Source organism: Nocardia suismassiliense, from assembly GCF_900269665.1.
Taxonomy (GTDB): Bacteria; Actinomycetota; Actinomycetes; order Mycobacteriales; family Mycobacteriaceae; genus Nocardia; species Nocardia suismassiliense.
Map to the genome: position 1 here is coordinate 606,556 of NZ_LT985361.1, position 17,818 is coordinate 624,373.

Here is a 17,818-nt window from a genome sequence, read left to right on the forward strand (position 1 = left end):
GCTCACCAGTCCCGGCCGCGTTCGAGGATGTCGAGCAGGTAGCTGCCGTAACCGGAGCGGGTCAGCGGCTCGGCCAGCTTGCACAGCTGTTCGTCGTCGATGTAGCCCATCCGCCAGGCCACCTCCTCCGGCACGCCGATCTTGAGACCCTGCCGCTCCTCGATGGTGCGCACGTAGTTGGCGGCGTCGAGCAGTGAGTCGAAGGTGCCGGTGTCCAGCCAGGCCGTGCCGCGCGCGAGCACGTCGACCCGGAGCCGATCCTGTTCCAGGTAGGCCCGATTGATGTCGGTGATCTCGTATTCGCCACGTGCGGACGGCTGCAGCGTGCGCGCGATCTCGACCACGTCGTTGTCGTAGAAGTACAGCCCCGGGATGGCGTAGTTCGAGCGCGGGGTCTTCGGCTTCTCCTCGATGGACACCGCGCGCCCTTCGGTGAACTCGACCACGCCGTACGCGGTCGGGTCCGATACCCAGTAGGCGAACACCGCGCCGCCGTCGATCCCGGCGAAGCGGTTCAGGCTGGTGCCGAGTCCGGGGCCGTGAAAGATGTTGTCGCCGAGCACCAGTGCCGCGTTGTCGGTGCCGATGTGGTCGGCGCCGAGCACGAAGGCGCGGGCCAGGCCGTCCGGCTCGGGTTGCACCACGTAGCTGATCGAGAGGCCGAACTGCGCGCCGTCGCCGAGCAGCCTGCCGAACGCGTCGGCGTCCTCGGGCGTGGTGATGACCAGGATGTCGCGGATGCCTGCGAGCATCAGCGTGGACAGCGGGTAGTAGACCATGGGCTTGTCGTAGACCGGGACCAGCTGCTTGCTGACCCCGCGTGTGATCGGATGTAACCGGGAGCCGGTACCACCCGCCAAGATAATTCCCCGCATGACCAGGAGTCTGCCAGTTCGGCCCTGGCCAAGCGTCGGCGAGGTTCCGAGTGCTCGTCGAATTGATTACGGAATCGGCGTTCGCGGTTTCCGGAGCGGTCGGTTCAGCGATTCTGTTGCTTAGGTCACACAATGCATGGTGTTCTGAAACAACACTGTGTGAGATGTCAGCGCCGACAGCTTGCCTGGGACCGCTCGGTCGTGGCTCGGCGCGCCAGTTGGTGAGGTAGGTGCGCGATGGCAGCGACCAGGGTCGGCGAGTCAGCCACTGTCATGAATCCGGAAAATCTGAGTGCCCCCGCGCGTCTGGTCCTGGCGGCCTGCCTCGGCGTGGTCCGGCCCGCGTTGCGCGCCGCACCGATCACCCGCGCGACCATCCCGATCGGCGCGCTGGCGATCGACACGCTCGCCAGGTTGCGGCCGGAGCCGCAAGGGATCGATCGGGAGCAGGTGTCGCTCAACGGTTTCCGGATGGAGATCGTGCGGCCCGCGGGCGCGGCCAGGGCACTGCGGCACGGTGCCCTGCTGTACATGCACGGCGGCGGATTCGCGGTCTGCGGGTTGCGTACCCACCGGCCGGTCGCGGCGAGCCTGGCGCGGCGCACCGGCCTGCCCGTGGTGAACGTCGACTATCGGCAGTTGCCGAGCAAGCGCATCACCAACTCGGTCGATGACTGTCTCACCGCCTACCGCTGGCTGCTGCGCCACGGCGCGGACGCCCGCCGGATCGTCTTCTCCGGTGACTCGGCGGGCGGCTACCTGGCCTTCGCCACCGCACTGCGCGCCATCGAGGAGGGCCTGCCCACCCCCGCCGGACTGGTCGGACTGAGTCCATTGCTCGACCTGGATTACGCGGCGAAGCGAACCCACATGAATGTGCGCAAAGATCCGTACATCCCGCTGCTCGCGCTGGAAGCCGTCGTCCGCATCGGCGCGGAGATCGACGGCAAACTCGACCCGCTGCTGTCCCCGGTCAACGGGCTCCTGGCGGGCCTGCCGCCGGTGCTGCTGATCGCCGCCGAAGACGAGGTGCTCCGGTACGACTGCGAACTGATGGCACAGCGGCTCACCGCGGCAGGCGTGCCGAACGCGGTGGAGCTCTGGCGCGGCCAAGTGCACGCGTTCATGAGCATCGCGCCGAGCCTGCCGGAGAGCCGTGCGGCCCTGGCCAGGGTGTCACGCTTCGTCCGGGCTCGGATCGAGGAAGGCCAACAGGCGCGGACGGCGTAAGCCGGCCGGCCTGTCCAGGCGAGCCCCGTTCCGCTGTGGCCGGGACGGGGCTCGCGCATGCCGGGGCCAGTTCGGCAGCAAGCGAATTCGCGCCACGCAACGACCGAACGGATGCACGGACACGAAAAACCCCGCCCGGCAATGGCCGAGCGGGGTTTTGCTTCGTATTCGGTTGTGCGCGTTGCCTACTTGGCAGGCGCGGCCGGGGGAACGAAGGGGGCGTTGATGGTGGTGAAGTACTGAATGGCTGCGCCGATGGCGACGGGAGCGGTCACGAAGACCTGGCCGAGCAGGGTGCCGAGAGCGCCGATGGCGAGGAAGCCGGCGATGCAGCCGCCGATGAAACCTGCGGGGGCGCCGAGCATGGCGGAGAGGGCACCGGTGAGGACGAGGCCTGCGGCGCCGCCGAGCACGCAACCGATCGCGGCGCCGCCGAGGCCGCCGACGAGGGTGCCGATGGTGGCGCCCATGGAGATGGGGGAGGTCATGCGCGACCAGGCGGCCTGCTCACGGTCGTACTCGGTCTTCCAGGGCGCCTTGTCCTCGTAGGGCAGGGCGACGGGCTTGTAGGTCGCGTGCGCCATGTCGAGCTGCGGGGTCAGGGTCGCGGTGCGGTCGGAGATGTCCGCGGCGATCGGGAACTCGAAGTCGTCGACGCGCATGACGAGCGGGGTGCCCGCGACGGTGGTGCCGGCCGCGTCCTTGATCTTGAGGGCGCCGTCTTCGACCTCGATCGAGCCCTGGTCGATCGAGAGAATGGACTGGGTGTCGGTGCCGGTGGCGGTGTAGTTGATCACCTTCTGATCGGCAGCGGGGGCCGCGTTGACGGTGCCCGCAGTCACGCCGAGCGCGGCGATCAGTAGTGCGGAGGTGGCGGCAAACTTGGTGATACGCATGTGCTTTGGTTCCTCATCGGGTGCGTTGAGTGAGTGAAACGGCCGGCAACTGATCTCACGAACTTTCAGTAACCTGGGCGCGGTCCTCAGGAACCCCTGCCCCCGGCGGTGCGCCGGGGGCAGGGGTTCCTGGCTCGGTGTTCGGTTGCAATTCAGTTGGGTGAATTCAGTTGTGCCAGGCCAGCTTCAGCTGGGCACGGACGTATCTACTTGGCCGGGGCCGGGGGGACGAACGGGGCGTTGATGGTGGTGAAGTACTGAATGGCCGCGCCGATCGCGACGGGAGCCGTCACGAAAATCTGACCCAGGAGAGTGCCGACGGCACCCATGGCGAGGAAGCCGGCAATGCAACCACCGATGAAACCGACCGGGGCGCCGAGCATGGCGGAGAGGGCACCGGTGAGGACGAGGCCTGCGGCGCCGCCGAGCACGCAACCGATCGCGGCGCCGCCGAGGCCGCCGACGAGGGTGCCGATGGTGGCGCCCATGGAGATGGTGGAGGTCATGCGCGACCAGGCGGCCTGCTCACGGTCGTACTCGGTCTTCCAGGGCGCCTTGTCCTCGTAGGGCAGGGCGACGGGCTTGTAGGTCGCGTGCGCCATGTCGAGCTGCGGGGTCAGGGTCGCGGTGCGGTCGGAGATGTCCGCGGCGATCGGGAACTCGAAGTCGTCGACGCGCATGACGAGCGGGGTGCCCGCGACGGTGGTGCCGGCCGCGTCCTTGATCTTGAGGGCGCCGTCTTCGACCTCGATCGAGCCCTGGTCGATCGAGAGAATGGACTGGGTGTCGGTGCCGGTGGCGGTGTAGTTGATCACCTTCTGATCGGCAGCGGGGGCCGCGTTGACGGTGCCCGCAGTCACGCCGAGCGCGGCGATCAGTAGTGCGGAGGTGGCGGCAAACTTGGTGATACGCATGTGCTTTGGTTCCTCATCGGGTGCGTTGAGTGAGTGAAACGGCCGGCAACTGATCTCACGAACTTTCAGTAACCTGGGCGCGGTCCTCAGGAACCCCTGCCCCCGGCGGTGCGCCGGGGGCAGGGGTTCCTGGCTCGGTGTTCGGTTGCAATTCAGTTGGGTGAATTCAGTTGTGCCAGGCCAGCTTCAGCTGGGCACGGACGTATCTACTTGGCCGGGGCCGGGGGGACGAACGGGGCGTTGATGGTGGTGAAGTACTGAATGGCCGCGCCGATCGCGACGGGAGCCGTCACGAAAATCTGACCCAGGAGAGTGCCGACGGCACCCATGGCGAGGAAGCCGGCAATGCAACCACCGATGAAACCGACCGGGGCGCCGAGCATGGCGGAGAGGGCACCGGTGAGGACGAGGCCTGCGGCGCCGCCGAGCACGCAACCGATCGCGGCGCCGCCGAGGCCGCCGACGAGGGTGCCGATGGTGGCGCCCATGGAGATGGTGGAGGTCATGCGCGACCAGGCGGCCTGCTCACGGTCGTACTCGGTCTTCCAGGGCGCCTTGTCCTCGTAGGGCAGGGCGACGGGCTTGTAGGTCGCGTGCGCCATGTCGAGCTGCGGGGTCAGGGTCGCGGTGCGGTCGGAGATGTCCGCGGCGATCGGGAACTCGAAGTCGTCGACGCGCATGACGAGCGGGGTGCCCGCGACGGTGGTGCCGGCCGCGTCCTTGATCTTGAGGGCGCCGTCTTCGACCTCGATCGAGCCCTGGTCGATCGAGAGAATGGACTGGGTGTCGGTGCCGGTGGCGGTGTAGTTGATCACCTTCTGATCGGCAGCGGGGGCCGCGTTGACGGTGCCCGCAGTCACGCCGAGCGCGGCGATCAGCAGCGCCGAAGACACGGCGAATTTCCTCATCAGCATGTGGTGGAACCTCAATGTGAAGCGTTCGGAGGGGACTAGACGATCGAAATCTAGACCAGCCAACGAGTGGTGAACGGGTTGTGACCTTTTATTCAAATTTTGTTCACCAAAGAGACTCGTCGCATGGTGGGGTTTCGGAAATGCACACTCTAAGTGCGGTTTTGGGCTGTAAACAGGACTGGATGTCCGACTTCTACTGAAGAGTAAGAGACGAAGGTCACAGAGCGCAACTCTGGCGGCATGGGCTAGTTCGATCGTTCGAGCGCGCCTATCTCGAATCGATCACGCTGTGCCTAACCGGTGGAAGTAAGGTCATGGGGTGCGCTTGCTTGTCACCGGCGGAGCCGGATTCATCGGAGCCAACTTCGTCAAGCAGACCGTTGCCGACCGTCCCGATACCACCGTAACGGTGCTCGACGCACTGACCTACGCGGGAAATCGTGCCTCGCTGGACCCGGTGGCCGATCGGATCGATTTCGTGCACGGCGATATCGCCGACCTCGATCTGGTCGACGAACTGGTCAGCGGTGTCGACGCGGTGGTGCATTTCGCCGCCGAATCGCACAACGACAACTCGCTGGCCGAGCCGTGGCCGTTCGTGCAGACGAATATCATCGGCACTTATTCACTGCTGCAGGCTGTGCGCCGCTACGACGTGCGCTACCACCACGTCTCCACCGACGAGGTCTACGGCGATCTCACGCCCGACGAGCCCGCGTTCACCGAACGCACTCCGTACAACCCGTCGAGCCCGTACTCGGCCACCAAGGCGTCCAGTGATCTGCTGGTGCGCGCCTGGACCCGCTCGTTCGGCGTCCGTGCCACCCTGTCGAACTGCAGCAACAACTACGGTCCGTACCAACATGTGGAGAAGTTCATCCCGCGCCAGATCACCAATTTGATCGATGGCGTCCGGCCCCGCCTCTACGGCGCCGGCCATCAGGTGCGCGACTGGATCCACGTCGACGACCACAACCGGGCCGTATGGGACATCCTGGAGCGCGGCCGGATCGGACAGACCTACCTGATCGGCGCCGACGGCGAACTGGACAACAAGTCCGTGGTGCGGATGATCCTGCAGGCCTTCGACCGCGACCCGGACGACTTCGACCACGTCACCGATCGACCGGGCCACGACCAGCGCTACGCCATCGACGCGACGCTGCTGCGCACCGAACTCGGCTGGACCCCGCGCTACGCCGACTTCCGCGCGGGCCTCGCGGCGACCGTCCAGTGGTACCGCGACAACGAATCCTGGTGGCGTCCTGACAAAGCCATCACCGAGCGCGCCTACGTCGCGGCGGGCGAGCAGACTCTCACCGCCGCCGACTAGCCGCACACCTTTCGATTTCCCGCACCGAGAATCACCTGCGATTCCAGGTGCGGGAAATATGGTGCAGCTCAGCCCCAGACGATGTCGTAGTACTTCCAGACCGCGCCGATCAGGGCGATGACGGTGGCGACGATGATGGTGACGGCGGGGCCGACGGTCGGCGTGCGGCCCGCGATGTTGGTGAGCCGCAACGGCATCCAGCGCAGCAATACCGCGAAGGCGACGATCGCCAGCGGCACGAAGTAGCGGCCCTGCACACCGTCGATGATGTAGTAACCGACCGGCGTGAACGACATATACAGCGTCACGTAGATCATCGCGACGCTGGCCGCCACGGTCAGCGCGACGAGCAGGGTGCGGCGGAAGGTGGCCGCGCTCAGTCGATCCGCGACACCGATGCTCACCGCGAACGCGAACAGGCAGGCCAGCATGGTCAACGCGGGGACGTCGATGTAGGCGAAACCCAGTTCACCGAAGAACTGGCTGAACCACCGTTGGTCGCGCAGTGCGATGCTCTCGCCGAACACGGAGATGAAATGCCCTGGATCGGTGAGAATTCCGCGCAGCTGCTCGCCCGGCTGCACCGAGCGCCACTGGTGCTCGGGCCGCATCAGGCCCATGCCGTCGCCGGTGGGCGCCGCGATCTTCATCCACACGGCGAAGACCAGACCGCCCGCGGCCGCGAAGGCCCACGGAATCCAGCGCCGCCAACCGGTGAAGCCGAGCCGGTCCGCCGGCACCAGCACCACCAGCATCGCGAGCAGCACATAGGTCGGCTTGCTCACCGGCAGCAGAATCGTCGCGGCAAGCAGCGCACCGGTTTCCACGCGACCGAGCCGGTCGCCGAGGAACAGCGCCTTGACCAGCAGCGCCGACACCATGATGGCCAGCGCGTTGGTCATGGTGTCCGCCGTGACGGTGCCCGCCTGGAACACCGCGATCGGCAGCACCGCGACGGTGAACGCCAGCCACTGCACCCGATGCTTGCGCAGCGCGTACAGGCCGAAGCCGACCACCGCGAGGTAGGCGAGCAGCCCGGCGAGCCTGGTCAGCGCGATCATCCCGCCGACATCGAGCCCGAACAGCTCGGCCAGCCGAATACCCACGGCGGCAGGGATATACGGCACCGGCGAGTAGGCGGCGGTGTTGGTGAACCAGACCGGCTCGGTCGCGTCGGAGACTGCGGCGCCGCCGAGCCGGTCGTAGGCGCCCGGGTCCTCGACCATCGAGCCCGGCTCTTCGGGATTGGTCGTGTAGTCGCGCAGCGCGTAACCCATTACGGCGGTGATGCTTTTCGGCACATCGCCGCCGTAGGCGACACCGCGCGTGTCGTGAATCTGCTGCGGCAACAAGCCACCGTGCGCGACCTGGTAGGCGCGGCCGAACTGGGTGATCTCGTCGTGGCCCCAGAAGGGCGGCGTGAGAACGGTGAACAGCCCGCCGAAGATCGCGACGAGCACGGTGAACGCGACCGTTGCCCCGCCGAGGCGCGTCACGATCCGCGCGCCGAAGTCACGAGCCGACCCGGACTTCGCCGGTGCTTCGACCGTCGTGGTCTTCGTGGATCCATTGGTCGATTCAGGAGCCGATTCGTCCAGCGCCCGGGTCGAATTCGATTCGGTGTCCTCCGCCGCGGTGGTCACAGTCCTGCTCCGCCGGTGCGGGCGTCACCGCCGTTGCCGTTGGGCCGGTGCTCGTCCGCGCTCACGGCGGAGTAGCGCAGGTACACCAGTCGCGCGGCCTCGTGCCGCGAGCGCCGGATGCCGTCCAGGATCAGGCCCGCGGTCCAGGCCAGGCTGCCGAGCAACAGCAAGGTGAAGGCGAGGAACAGCGTCGGGAAACGGGGCACCTCACCGGTGTTGTAGAACTCGACCACGATCGGGACGCTCAGAATGATGGACACCAGCCAGCTCAGCGTGCCGAACAGGCCGTAGAACGCGACCGGGCGTTCGTGCCTGGCCAGGCCGATGATCAGCGCCAGGATCTTGAATCCGTCGTGATAGGTGCGCAGCTTGCTCTCACTGCCCGCGGGGCGGTCGCGGAAACCGACCGGCACCGCGGTCCGCGGCACCCGCAGGTGCAGCGAGTGCACCGTCAGCTCGGTCTCGATCTCGAACTCGCGCGACACGGCGGGGAAGCTCTTCACGAACCGGCGGGAGAACACCCGGAAGCCGCTCAGCATGTCTTCGACGTTCTCGCCGAACACCTTGCCGACCACGCCGTTGAGCACCTTGTTACCGGTCTCGTGGCCCGCGCGGTACGCCGATCCGCTCTCGTCCTGCCTGCGGACGCCGAGCACGTGGTCGTACGGACCGTCGAGCAGGGTCTTGATCATCAGCGGCGCGGCCGACGCCTCGTAGGTGTCGTCGCCGTCGATCATCAGATAGACGTCGGCCTCGATGTCGGCGAAGGCGCGGCGCACCACATTGCCCTTGCCCTTGGTGTATTCGTGGCGCACGATCGCACCGGCCTCGCGGGCGCGTTCGGCCGTCTTGTCCGTGCTCAGGTTGTCGTAGACATAGACGACGATTCCCGGCACGGCGGCCAGCAGGTCGGCCACGACCTTGGCGACGGACGCCTCCTCGTTGTGGCACGGCACCACGGCGGCAATTCGAAGCTCGGTGGAGTCCACCCGGGTCAATCCTCGCGATCGGTGGTGAATGTGGGAACACCGGGAGGGTACAGGGAACTCACTGCGGACGTGTGGCCGACCTCAGCGCGCCGACAGGGGAATTTCGCCTCGCGCCACGGCGCGCCGGGGCTGCGGTACCGTCGGGCCGTGCCAACCAGTGAATCGACCGCGCGGGCGGGCGAGACCGTGCCCGCCGAGGCATCGATCGTCGGGAAGGTGCTCGCCGCGCTGCGGCAGGGCAGCGCGTTCCTGGTGGTCGGGGCGATCGGCTTCCTCGTCGACGCGGGCACCTACAACCTCCTGGTGTTCTGGGGCGGCGAGGGCATGCTTTATCACTACCCGCTGCCCGCCAAGATCATTGCGATCGCGGTGGCCACGGTGGTCACCTATTTCGGCAACAAGTGGTGGACCTTCGCGCACAAGAAGACCGACAACCCGGGGCGCGAATACCTTCTCTATGCCGTCTTCAATGTCGTCGCGATCGGCCTGCAACTGGGGTGCCTCGGTTTCTCCCGGTACGTGCTCGACCTGTCCTCGCCGCTCTCGGACAACATCTCCGGCACGCTCATCGGCCAGATGGTGGCGGTGATCTTCCGATATTGGGCCTACGACAAATTCGTCTTCACCGGCGCGCGCGAGCGCGGCGACGAGGCAGGCACCGACGGAACAGCGAACGTTCAGCAATCGAAATAGGACACGGCGGCACCACGGCTGAGCAGGCAGCTCGCTACGGTGGTTGATATCCTCACCCCCGCCGCGAACGGCATCCAGGGGCAGTCTGTCCCGTCCGGCACGATAACGATTTCGAGGACTTCATGGATCAGTCGGCTACCCAGGCCGTTACCGAAACGAACGATCGAGCGCCGGCCGTTGTCGCGCCTGCCTCGCTGCGCTCCGACCACCGGGCGCCGGATCGGCTGGTGTTGCAGCGCGGCATCTTCACCGGTCCCTCGGCGAAGGTGAGCGACGAGCTGTATGCCGTCGTCAAGGGTCGCGCGCATCGGGAACGCCAGGTGCTGCGGCTGGAAAAGGGCGCGGCCGCGCACACCAACACCTACTTCGGCCGATTCGCCGCGAGCTACTGGCAGCGCTGGACCACCGTCACCGAGGTGCGGGTGGCCATGGTGCTCGACGTGACCAAGAAGGCCAGGATCCGGCTGGTCGCCTCCGATATCGCGGGGCACCGCCGGATCATCGACACCGCGCAGGTCACCGAGAGCGGCCCGCTGACGCTCACCGCGCCGCTGGATCAGTACGTCGACGGCGGGGCGATCTGGCTCGAATTCGACGCCATCGGCGGCGACCTCGGCATCACCGAGGTCAGCTGGACCACCGCGGCACCGGACCACATCCGGCCCGTCGCGATCGCCATCTGCACCTTCAACCGGGCCGAGGACTGCGCGCACACCGTCGCGGCGCTGGCCTCCGACGAGGTCGTGCTCGGCGCGATCGACGCGGTGTATGTGGTGGACCAGGGCACCGACCTGGTGCAGGACCGGCCGCTGTACCAAGAGGTCGTTCCGGTGTTCGGCGACAAGCTGCGCTACCTGCGCCAGCCGAATCTAGGTGGGGCGGGCGGCTTCACGCGCGGGCTCTACGAGGTGTCCGCGGCGAACGAGCACGCCGACGTGATCCTGATGGACGACGACATCCTGTGCGAACCGGAAACGGTGTTGCGGCTCAACGCCTTCGCCAACATGACGGTGGAACCGACCCTGGTCGGCGCGCAGATGCTGTTCCTGCTCAACCCCGATTACCTCAACGTCGGCGCCGAAGAGGTGCATCTGCAGCAGCTGCGGCACGGCCAGAAGGTGCCGAAGGCGTTGCGCAACACCAGCATGCTCAAGCGCAACCAGGAGCGTCGCGTCGACGCCGGGTACAACGCGTGGTGGACCTGCCTGATCCCGGCCGAGGTGGTCGCCAAGATCGGACTGCCCGTGCCGATCTTCTTCCAGTGGGACGACGTCGAATACGGCATCCGCGCCCGCGAGAACGGTTTCGTCACGGTCACCCTGCCGAACGCCGCGGTGTGGCACGCGGACTTCTACTGGAAGGACTACGACGACTGGGCGCGCTACTTCAGCACGCGCAACTCGTTGATCGTCGGCTCGCTGCACACCGATCTCGACGGAAAGGCGATCACCCGCAAGCTGTTCCGTGAGCTGGCCGAACAGCTGGTCGCGATGCAGTACGGCCTGGTGCACACCACCCTGCAGGGTATCGAGGACTTCCTGAAGGGCCCGAAGGTGCTGCAGGACGGCGGTATCGCCGCGCTGGCCGCCGCCCGCGGCAGCCGGGCCGACTACCCGGAGACGATCAAGCATCCGGCCGCGACGCCGCCGGTGCGCTCCGGTGACATCCAATTGCGCCGCGCCACCGGCGAACCGAGCCGTCCGATGCTCGTGCTGATCAAGCGCGCCGTCAACCAGTGGTTCGGTCGCACCCAGCACGGCGTCATCGGCGTCACCCGCGAAGACGCGTACTGGTGGCATGTTTCGCTGTTCGACCACGTGGTGGTCACCGACGCCTCGCAGTCCGGTGTTCGCGTCCGTCAGCGGGACAAGGCGCGGGCGCGTCAGCTGCTGCGCCGCACCATTCACGTGCTGCGCAGGCTGCGCAACGAGCTGCCCGCCCTGCAGCGGGAATACCGGGCCGCGGTGCCCGAGCTGACCAGCCGCGCCAACTGGGAGCGGCTGTACGGCATCGCGAATGCCAAGCAAGACAGCTGATCTGGCACGGATATGAGCAGGGGACGGGCCTGGCCCGTCCCCTGCTTCCGTGCTACCTGCCGAGCGGCGAGTCGGTCAAGAACAGGTCGGTGGTGAGCGGGCCGTCGCCGGGGATCACGCGGTACTTCTCCAGATCCGTGATGCCATGCGCGGCAAGGACATCGTCATCGATGAAGAAGTTGCCGGAGGTCGACTTGGCCGGTGAGGTGAGCACCAGGTAGGCGGCGTCGGCGTAGATGTCCGGGGTGCGCGAGGTGGCGATCATTTCCTCGCCGCCGAGCAGGTTCTTCACTGCGGCGGTGGCGATGGTGGTGCGCGGCCACAGCGAGTTGACGCCGATCCCGTCGCCCTTCAGCTCCTCCGCCAAACCCAGTGTGGTGAGCGACATTCCGTACTTGGCGATGGTGTAACCCAGCGCCATACCTGCCCACCGCGGGTCGAGATTGAGCGGCGGGGAGAGGGTGAGGATGTGCGGGTTGCGGTCGGCCGCGGCCGAGGCGCGCAGATGCGGGATGCTCAATTTGGACAGCAAAAAGCTGCCGCGGGTGTTGATGTCCTGCATCAGGTCGTATTTCTTCATCGGCAGCGCGTCGGTGGGCGACAGATCGATGGCCGAGGCGTTGTTCACCACGATGTCGATGCCGCCGAAGCGCTCGACCGTCTGCCGCACGGCCTCGGCTACCGAATCGTCGATGCGCACATCGCCGACGAACGGCAGCACCTGCGCGCCGGCCGCCTCGAGTTCGGCCGCCGCGGTGTGGATGGTGCCGGGGAGCTTCGGGTGCGGCAGATCGGTCTTGGCGATCAGGGTGATGTTCGCGCCGTCGGCCGCTGCCCGCTTGGCGATTTCCAGACCGATGCCGCGGCTGCCCCCCGACATGATCAGCGTTCTACCCGCGAGCGGCTTGGATCCCGGTTCCGTCATTTGACCTGCTCCTGTCGTCAGCGCCGCAGGGGGAGACCCCGCAGCCGTCCACCGTGTGCACACTAAGCGTAAACCCTCGTCATATGCAACCAGTTGCATAGCAGGCTGAGCGGGTCGAGGAATTCGATGGAGTGCCCGCACGGAGCCGCGGTCCCGTGATCAGGTACCGACTCGGGACAGGGCAGGCGGCGGTGTGCCGGGGTGGGGGTGCTGGTCGCCGACTGCACCACCACCCCGGCGGCCTGCTAGCGGCGAGAACCTCGTTCCTTGTAGCCCTGCCGCTGCTGTTTGATGACGCCGCGCCAATGCCGGTCGCGTTCGGCCTGCAGGCGTTTGTCGGTGCGCGCCGCCATCCAGGCGTTCTCCTTGGCCAGCTTGCGGTAGCTGTCGAAGCGCCGCTGCGGGAGTTCGCCGTTGTCGATGGCTTCGAGCACGGCACAGCCGGGTTCGCCGTTGTGCGCGCAGTCGCCGAATCGGCATCGGGCGGCGAGGGATTCGATGTCGCTGAAGGTCTTCTCGAGGCCTTCGGCGGCGTCCCACAGCCCGATCCCGCGCAGCCCCGGGGTATCGATCAGCGTGCCGCCGTTGGGCAGCGGCCGCAGTTCCCGATGCACCGTCGTGTGCCTGCCCTTCTTGTCCGCGGCGCGAACGGCGTTGGTGGCGAACACTTCCTGCCCGAGCAGGGCATTGGCGAGGGTGGATTTCCCCGCGCCGGACGGTCCGATCAGCGCGACCGTGCCGTCGAGCATCGCGGCGAGCACATCCAGGCCGGCGCCGCTGTTCGCGCTCACCGCGGCCACCGCGGCGCCGGGTGCGACGGCCCGCACATCGTCTAGCGGAATATCCTCTGCCGCATCGGCTTTGGTGAGCACCACGATGGGCTGGGCGTTGCTTTCCCAGGCCAGCGCGAGCATCCGCTCGATCCGCCCGAGGTCGACGTCCCCGTCGGCCGCCGTGCAGATCAGCACCGTGTCGACATTGGTGGCGAGCACCTGTCCTTGCGAGCGTCCGGATACCGACGATCGCATGATCGCCGACCGTCGTGGCAGCAGCTGCCGCACCACTGATTCGGCATCGATCGTCACCCAGTCGCCGGTGCAGAGCCCGCTGACCTCGGCATCGGCGCGCGGACACTTGGCTCTGGCCGCTCCGGTGGGGGTCGCGACATCACATTCGCTGCGGTCCATCCGGACCACCCGGGCGGGCACACAGCCTTCCTCGATCAGCGAGGCGTATTCATCGGCTACGGCTTCGGTCCAGCCGTAAGGGACAAGAAGGTCGTTCTCGACCATGATGGAGGGAATCTTTCGCTGGGCACCGAGCCCAACGCGGACTCAGTGACTGAAGAATGAGGGGGCGTTTCGTGTGGCGGCGTGCGCAGGCACAGCTCGTCCGAACACGACAATCCGCAAGCTCCTAGCCACGGTCCACACCTCCTCGCCTCACTCGCAGTTGCCCAACATTGACATGGCTCGACACCCCACGCAACTCATTTATTGCCGGGTTCCGACTGCCCTAGTGCGCGCAGCCTGGCAGCGCGCAGGTTCAGGGACGCTCGTCGGGTTTGCCGAACTGCTCGTGGCGGCCGAGCGAGCGCAGATGGAACCATTCGCGCAGGCCCGCCGGGTCGCGGCGGGTGACCAGGAAGAACCAGGAGAAACGAATCCATTCCTGCGGCAGCAGCTTCCGCATACCGGGCTGCGACATCAGGTAGCCCCGGTTCCGGTAGGTGAAATAGCGCTTCACCGGATCGTCGGGGTACTGGGTATGCATCCGGCCGCCCAGGATCGGCTTGAATTCCGCGGCACCATTCGGATGCAGGTACGCGGTCTGCAGACAGGTGCCGAAGGGCAGCCCCGAGCGGACCAGCCTGCGATGCACCTCGACCTCGTCGCCGCGCACGAACAGGCGCAGGTCGGGCACGCCGATCACGTCGACGGCCTTGGCTGAGATGAGCGCGCCGTTGAACAGCGAAGCGATGCCGGGCAGGAAGTCCTCGTCGCCGAGTTCGGAACGCAACCGCCGCCACACCACGCCGCGGCGCAGCGGGAAGGCGAGCTGGTCGGGCTCGTTGATGTCGCAGACCACCGGCGACACCTCGACCAGGCCGTGCCGTTTCGCGCAATCCAGCAGGATGGCAAGGACTTCCGGGCCTTCGGGGCGGCCGTCGTCGTCGGCCAGCCAGACCCAGTCCGCGCCGAGGCTCAGCGCGTGCAGCATGCCGAGTGCGAAACCGCCCGCGCCGCCGAGGTTGTGCGCCGAACCGAGGTAGGTGGTCTCGATCGGCTGGTCCCGGACCAGGTCCGCGACCTCGGACTCGTTGGCGTTGTCCACCACGATCAGGTGATCGACCGGGCGCGACTGGGAGGCAATGACTTTGAGCGACTCGGCGAGCAGTTCGCGACGCTTGTGCGTGACCACGATCGCCACGATCCGCGCGTCGGGGCCGGTGCCGACGGCGCCGCTCGCGCGCACCGGCGCTGTGGTGGCGTCGACCGGAGCAGATGCCCCTTTCTCGATCGGGGTGTCCTGCCCGGTCGGCTCACTCATGCCTGGTTCCGCTCCAGTTCTCGTTCGGTGTCCATGGTCTTTTCGGCTTCCAATTCGCGCAGCACGGTCGCGACGTGGTTTCCCGCGTCCGGACCCTCGTAGGCTCGCACCACTTCTTCGATACCGCCACGCAGGCGGATCTGTCCGTGATCGATCCACAACGCGGAGTCGCAGAGTTGCGCGAGAAATTCGTTGGAATGGCTGGCGAATACCAGGATGCCCGATCGGGCCACCAATTTCTGCAGACGCAGCCGGGCTTTCTTCATGAATTCGGCGTCCACCGCGCCGATGCCCTCGTCCAGCAGCAGGATCTCCGGGTCGATCGAGGTCACCACACCCATCGCCAGGCGAACGCGCATACCGGTGGAGTAGGTGCGCAGCGGCATGGACAGGTATTCGCCGAGCTCGGTGAAGTCGGCGATCTCATCGATCTTGGCCAGCATCGACTTTCGCGTCTGCCCGAGGAACAGCCCGCGGATGATGATGTTCTCGTAGCCCGAGATCTCCGGGTCCATGCCGACGCCGAGGTCGAACACCGGCGCCACCCGGCCGCGGATGCGCGCACTGCCGCGCGACGGCTCGTAGATGCCCGAAAGCAGCCGCAGCAGCGTGGATTTACCCGCGCCGTTGTGCCCGACCAAGCCGACCTTGTCGCCTTCCTGCAGCGACAGGGTGATGTCGCGCAGCGCCTCGACCACCACCACATCGGATTGGTTGCGCCCGATCGCGCCGCCCGCCTTGCCGAGGAACGCCTTCTTCAGCGACCGCGATTTGGCGTCGAAGATCGGGAATTCGACCCAGGCCTGGCGGGTTTCGATACTCACATGGTCGGTCATCGATGCCCTCCTAAACCCAGTACGGCACGCGCGAGCGGAACTGCTTCATCGCGTAGATCGCGACGAGCCAGCCGACCACGGTGATGGCGCCGACGATGCCCCAGTGATACAGATGCTGATCGTCGCCGAGCAGTGGCGCGCGGATGATCTCCAGATAGTGGAACGTCGGGACCAGCTCGGCCAATTTCGCGCGTTCGCTGACCTGGCCGCCCTGCGCCTCGAGACTCTTGGTATTCCACATCACCGGCGTCAGCACGAACAGCATCAGCGTGAGGCTGCCGAGGATCGGCGCGATATCGCGGTAGCGGGTGCTGAAGATGCCGAACACGATCGACACCCACATCGCGTTCAGGAACAGCAGCCCGAGCGCGGGAATAGCGAACAGCGCGGTCCAGTGCAGTTTCTCCCACACCCCGAACGCGATGAGCACCACGACATAGATCAGCATGTTGTGCGCGAAGAACAACAACTGCCGCCAGACCAGGCGATAGACGTGCACGCTCAGCGCCGAGGGCAACTGTTTGATCAGCCCCTCGTTGGCGATGAAAACATCGGCGCCCTCGAGGATGCTCGCGTTGATCACATTCCAGACGATGATGCCGATCGCTACATAAGGCAGATAGTCCTTGATCGGCTGATTCAGCAGCGCCGCGTAGAGCAGCCCGATCGCGGCCGCCTGGACGCCGGTGGCGATGGTGATCCAGAACGGGCCGAGCACCGAGCGCCGGTACCGCTGCTTGATGTCCTGCCAGCCGAGCGACAACCACAGTTCCCGCTGGCCGAAACCGACGCGGAAATCCTTGAACGCCCGCTGCAGGGTCTGCGAATCCGAGGCGATCGGCTCGGTGTCCACCGGCTCGGCCGTCTGCTCGGGCGCGGCCGAGGTCTCGGCGGGACTCACCGGATCCTCTTCCGCCGCGCCGTCATCGGAGCGCACCATGCTGTCGCCGGAGGAATCCTCCTCCGAACGCACGGAGTCATCTGAACGCACTTGGCTGTCATCTGAACGCACTGAGCTCTCTTCAGGACGCCCCGGACTCTGTTCCGAGTCGGGGCGAGCGGCAGCGGCGGGCACGGTGCTCGACACTACCCTTGGACATTCCTACCGACCCGCGTGGCACACGCGGGTCAGCGCCTCACAGATACTGCCCGGAACCGCCGGTCACGTGATTGGCCGGGCCGCCGCGGGGGTCGCTCGCGTGGATGCCGGGCGGTAGCGCGCCCTGGCGCATCTGCTCGAGTTGCGCCCGTGCGGCCATCTGCTGCGCGAACAGCGCGGTCTGGATGCCGTGGAACAGGCCCTCCAGCCAGCCGACCAGCTGAGCCTGCGCGATCCGCAGTTCCGCGTCGGACGGAATGGCGTCGTCGGTGAACGGCAGCGTGAGCCGCTCGAGTTCGTCGCGCAGTTCCGGGGCCAGGCCCTGCTCCAGTTCGCGCACCGACGACTTGTGGATCTCCTTCAGCCTGCTGCGGCTGGCGTCGTCGAGCGGAGCCGCGCGCACCTCTTCCAGCAGCTGCTTGATCATGGTGCCGATGCGCATGACCTTCGCGGGCTGCTCGACCATGTCGGCGAGCGATTCACCCGAATCGTCCCGGTCGTCCGACTTGTCCTTCTTGTCTTCGTCGGTCACCACCTGCGCGGTGAAGGGCGCGTCGTCCGCGGCCTCCGCTGGGATGACCAACGGGCGGCCGTCGGGCCCGACTACGACGATGTGGTCCGGGGCCTCATCCGATTGCGTCATGGTCCCTATCATGTCGCGTCGTTCCCGAACGCGCTAAGCCGGTGTTCACGCCGCCTGCGGATAACCGGCTGCGACCAGGTTGCCCGGTCCTCGTCATAGGCGCGGGGCGGCGTTCTATTCTGTTCGGGTCGTGTGGTTCGGATTTGCTGAAAGTCGGTTGCCATGCTGAGTCCCAGGTCGCTGTGCCCCCGCTATGAAGCGGAGGGGAACACGGTTACACAGGCTCGCCCGCTGCCCTTAGA

At 66.7% G+C, this 17,818-nt stretch carries 16 protein-coding genes; 4 read left to right on the plus strand and 12 right to left on the minus strand.

Annotated elements, in window-relative coordinates; genetic code table 11:
* Positions 1-2: 2 nt before the first annotated feature.
* The gene (rfbA, locus tag DBO33_RS02675; RefSeq protein WP_107653627.1) at positions 3-875 is read right to left on the minus strand and encodes a glucose-1-phosphate thymidylyltransferase RfbA; all 873 of its coding nucleotides are present in this window, start codon (positions 873-875) and stop codon (positions 3-5) included.
* Between the two features lie 237 nt (positions 876-1,112).
* Here rfbA and DBO33_RS02680 point away from each other — a divergent pair, with 237 nt between their 5' ends.
* On the plus strand, positions 1,113-2,105 hold the full coding sequence (locus tag DBO33_RS02680) for an alpha/beta hydrolase (protein ID WP_107653628.1): 993 nt from the start codon (positions 1,113-1,115) through the stop codon (positions 2,103-2,105).
* A 185-nt stretch (positions 2,106-2,290) separates the two neighbouring features.
* Here the strand turns inward: DBO33_RS02680 and DBO33_RS02685 are convergent, their stop codons facing one another.
* The 3 genes from DBO33_RS02685 to DBO33_RS02695 form a co-directional block, all read right to left on the minus strand.
* Positions 2,291-3,001 (minus strand): hypothetical protein, encoded by a 711-nt coding sequence (locus DBO33_RS02685; RefSeq protein WP_107653629.1) that lies wholly within the window; start codon positions 2,999-3,001, stop codon positions 2,291-2,293.
* A gap of 206 nt (positions 3,002-3,207) precedes the next feature.
* Positions 3,208-3,915: a hypothetical protein gene (locus tag DBO33_RS02690; protein WP_107653630.1), complete on the minus strand. Its 708-nt coding sequence runs from the start codon at positions 3,913-3,915 to the stop codon at positions 3,208-3,210.
* A gap of 206 nt (positions 3,916-4,121) precedes the next feature.
* Positions 4,122-4,829 (minus strand): hypothetical protein, encoded by a 708-nt coding sequence (locus tag DBO33_RS02695; RefSeq protein WP_107653631.1) that lies wholly within the window; start codon positions 4,827-4,829, stop codon positions 4,122-4,124.
* A 319-nt stretch (positions 4,830-5,148) separates the two neighbouring features.
* Here DBO33_RS02695 and rfbB point away from each other — a divergent pair, with 319 nt between their 5' ends.
* A complete protein-coding gene (gene rfbB, locus DBO33_RS02700; protein WP_107653632.1) occupies positions 5,149-6,162 on the plus strand; it encodes a dTDP-glucose 4,6-dehydratase in 1,014 nt (337 codons plus the stop codon).
* A gap of 68 nt (positions 6,163-6,230) precedes the next feature.
* Here the strand turns inward: rfbB and DBO33_RS02705 are convergent, their stop codons facing one another.
* On the minus strand, positions 6,231-7,805 hold the full coding sequence (locus DBO33_RS02705; RefSeq protein ID WP_107653633.1) for a DUF2142 domain-containing protein: 1,575 nt from the start codon (positions 7,803-7,805) through the stop codon (positions 6,231-6,233).
* Positions 7,802-8,794, minus strand: a complete 993-nt coding sequence (locus tag DBO33_RS02710) for a glycosyltransferase (RefSeq protein ID WP_107653634.1) — start codon at positions 8,792-8,794, stop codon at positions 7,802-7,804. The genes DBO33_RS02705 and DBO33_RS02710 overlap by 4 nt, the downstream gene beginning before the upstream one ends.
* Positions 8,795-8,941: 147 nt before the next feature.
* Here DBO33_RS02710 and DBO33_RS02715 point away from each other — a divergent pair, with 147 nt between their 5' ends.
* Positions 8,942-9,487, plus strand: coding sequence for a GtrA family protein (locus DBO33_RS02715; RefSeq protein ID WP_234390662.1), 546 nt, complete (start codon positions 8,942-8,944; stop codon positions 9,485-9,487).
* 122 nt (positions 9,488-9,609) lie between these two features.
* The gene (locus tag DBO33_RS02720) at positions 9,610-11,523 is read left to right on the plus strand and encodes a glycosyltransferase (protein ID WP_107653635.1); all 1,914 of its coding nucleotides are present in this window, start codon (positions 9,610-9,612) and stop codon (positions 11,521-11,523) included.
* A 52-nt stretch (positions 11,524-11,575) separates the two neighbouring features.
* Here DBO33_RS02720 and DBO33_RS02725 read toward each other — a convergent pair whose 3' ends face one another.
* The 6 genes from DBO33_RS02725 to DBO33_RS02750 form a co-directional block, all read right to left on the minus strand.
* Entirely contained in the window at positions 11,576-12,448 is an 873-nt protein-coding gene (locus DBO33_RS02725) for an SDR family oxidoreductase (protein ID WP_107653636.1), read from the minus strand.
* A 245-nt stretch (positions 12,449-12,693) separates the two neighbouring features.
* The gene (gene rsgA, locus DBO33_RS02730; protein WP_107653637.1) at positions 12,694-13,740 is read right to left on the minus strand and encodes a ribosome small subunit-dependent GTPase A; all 1,047 of its coding nucleotides are present in this window, start codon (positions 13,738-13,740) and stop codon (positions 12,694-12,696) included.
* Positions 13,741-13,993: 253 nt separating this feature from the next.
* Positions 13,994-14,998 (minus strand): galactofuranosyltransferase GlfT1, encoded by a 1,005-nt coding sequence (glfT1, locus tag DBO33_RS02735; protein ID WP_234390663.1) that lies wholly within the window; start codon positions 14,996-14,998, stop codon positions 13,994-13,996.
* Complete coding sequence (gene wzt, locus DBO33_RS02740) at positions 14,995-15,834, minus strand: galactan export ABC transporter ATP-binding subunit Wzt/RfbE (protein WP_107653638.1); 840 nt, start codon at positions 15,832-15,834, stop codon at positions 14,995-14,997. Before wzt ends, glfT1 begins: the two co-directional genes overlap by 4 nt.
* 10 nt (positions 15,835-15,844) lie before the next feature.
* The gene (wzm, locus tag DBO33_RS02745; protein ID WP_107653639.1) at positions 15,845-16,774 is read right to left on the minus strand and encodes a galactan export ABC transporter permease subunit Wzm/RfbD; all 930 of its coding nucleotides are present in this window, start codon (positions 16,772-16,774) and stop codon (positions 15,845-15,847) included.
* A 196-nt stretch (positions 16,775-16,970) separates the two neighbouring features.
* Positions 16,971-17,576, minus strand: a complete 606-nt coding sequence (locus DBO33_RS02750; RefSeq protein ID WP_107653640.1) for a bacterial proteasome activator family protein — start codon at positions 17,574-17,576, stop codon at positions 16,971-16,973.
* Positions 17,577-17,818: the final 242 nt, after the last annotated feature.

What these genes read in the sequence shown, in the direction of transcription:
- rfbA (WP_107653627.1), bottom strand. Translation starts at nt 875, where the DNA reads ATGCGGGGAATTATCTTGGCGGGTGGTACCGGCTCCCGGTTACATCCG.
- DBO33_RS02680 (WP_107653628.1), top strand. Translation starts at nt 1,113, where the DNA reads ATGGCAGCGACCAGGGTCGGCGAGTCAGCCACTGTCATGAATCCGGAA.
- DBO33_RS02685 (WP_107653629.1), bottom strand. Translation starts at nt 3,001, where the DNA reads ATGCGTATCACCAAGTTTGCCGCCACCTCCGCACTACTGATCGCCGCG.
- DBO33_RS02690 (WP_107653630.1), bottom strand. Translation starts at nt 3,915, where the DNA reads ATGCGTATCACCAAGTTTGCCGCCACCTCCGCACTACTGATCGCCGCG.
- DBO33_RS02695 (WP_107653631.1), bottom strand. Translation starts at nt 4,829, where the DNA reads ATGCTGATGAGGAAATTCGCCGTGTCTTCGGCGCTGCTGATCGCCGCG.
- DBO33_RS02720 (WP_107653635.1), top strand. Translation starts at nt 9,610, where the DNA reads ATGGATCAGTCGGCTACCCAGGCCGTTACCGAAACGAACGATCGAGCG.
- DBO33_RS02725 (WP_107653636.1), bottom strand. Translation starts at nt 12,448, where the DNA reads ATGACGGAACCGGGATCCAAGCCGCTCGCGGGTAGAACGCTGATCATG.
- rsgA (WP_107653637.1), bottom strand. Translation starts at nt 13,740, where the DNA reads ATGGTCGAGAACGACCTTCTTGTCCCTTACGGCTGGACCGAAGCCGTA.
- glfT1 (WP_234390663.1), bottom strand. Translation starts at nt 14,998, where the DNA reads ATGAGTGAGCCGACCGGGCAGGACACCCCGATCGAGAAAGGGGCATCT.
- wzt (WP_107653638.1), bottom strand. Translation starts at nt 15,834, where the DNA reads ATGACCGACCATGTGAGTATCGAAACCCGCCAGGCCTGGGTCGAATTC.
- wzm (WP_107653639.1), bottom strand. Translation starts at nt 16,774, where the DNA reads ATGGTGCGCTCCGATGACGGCGCGGCGGAAGAGGATCCGGTGAGTCCC.
- DBO33_RS02750 (WP_107653640.1), bottom strand. Translation starts at nt 17,576, where the DNA reads ATGACGCAATCGGATGAGGCCCCGGACCACATCGTCGTAGTCGGGCCC.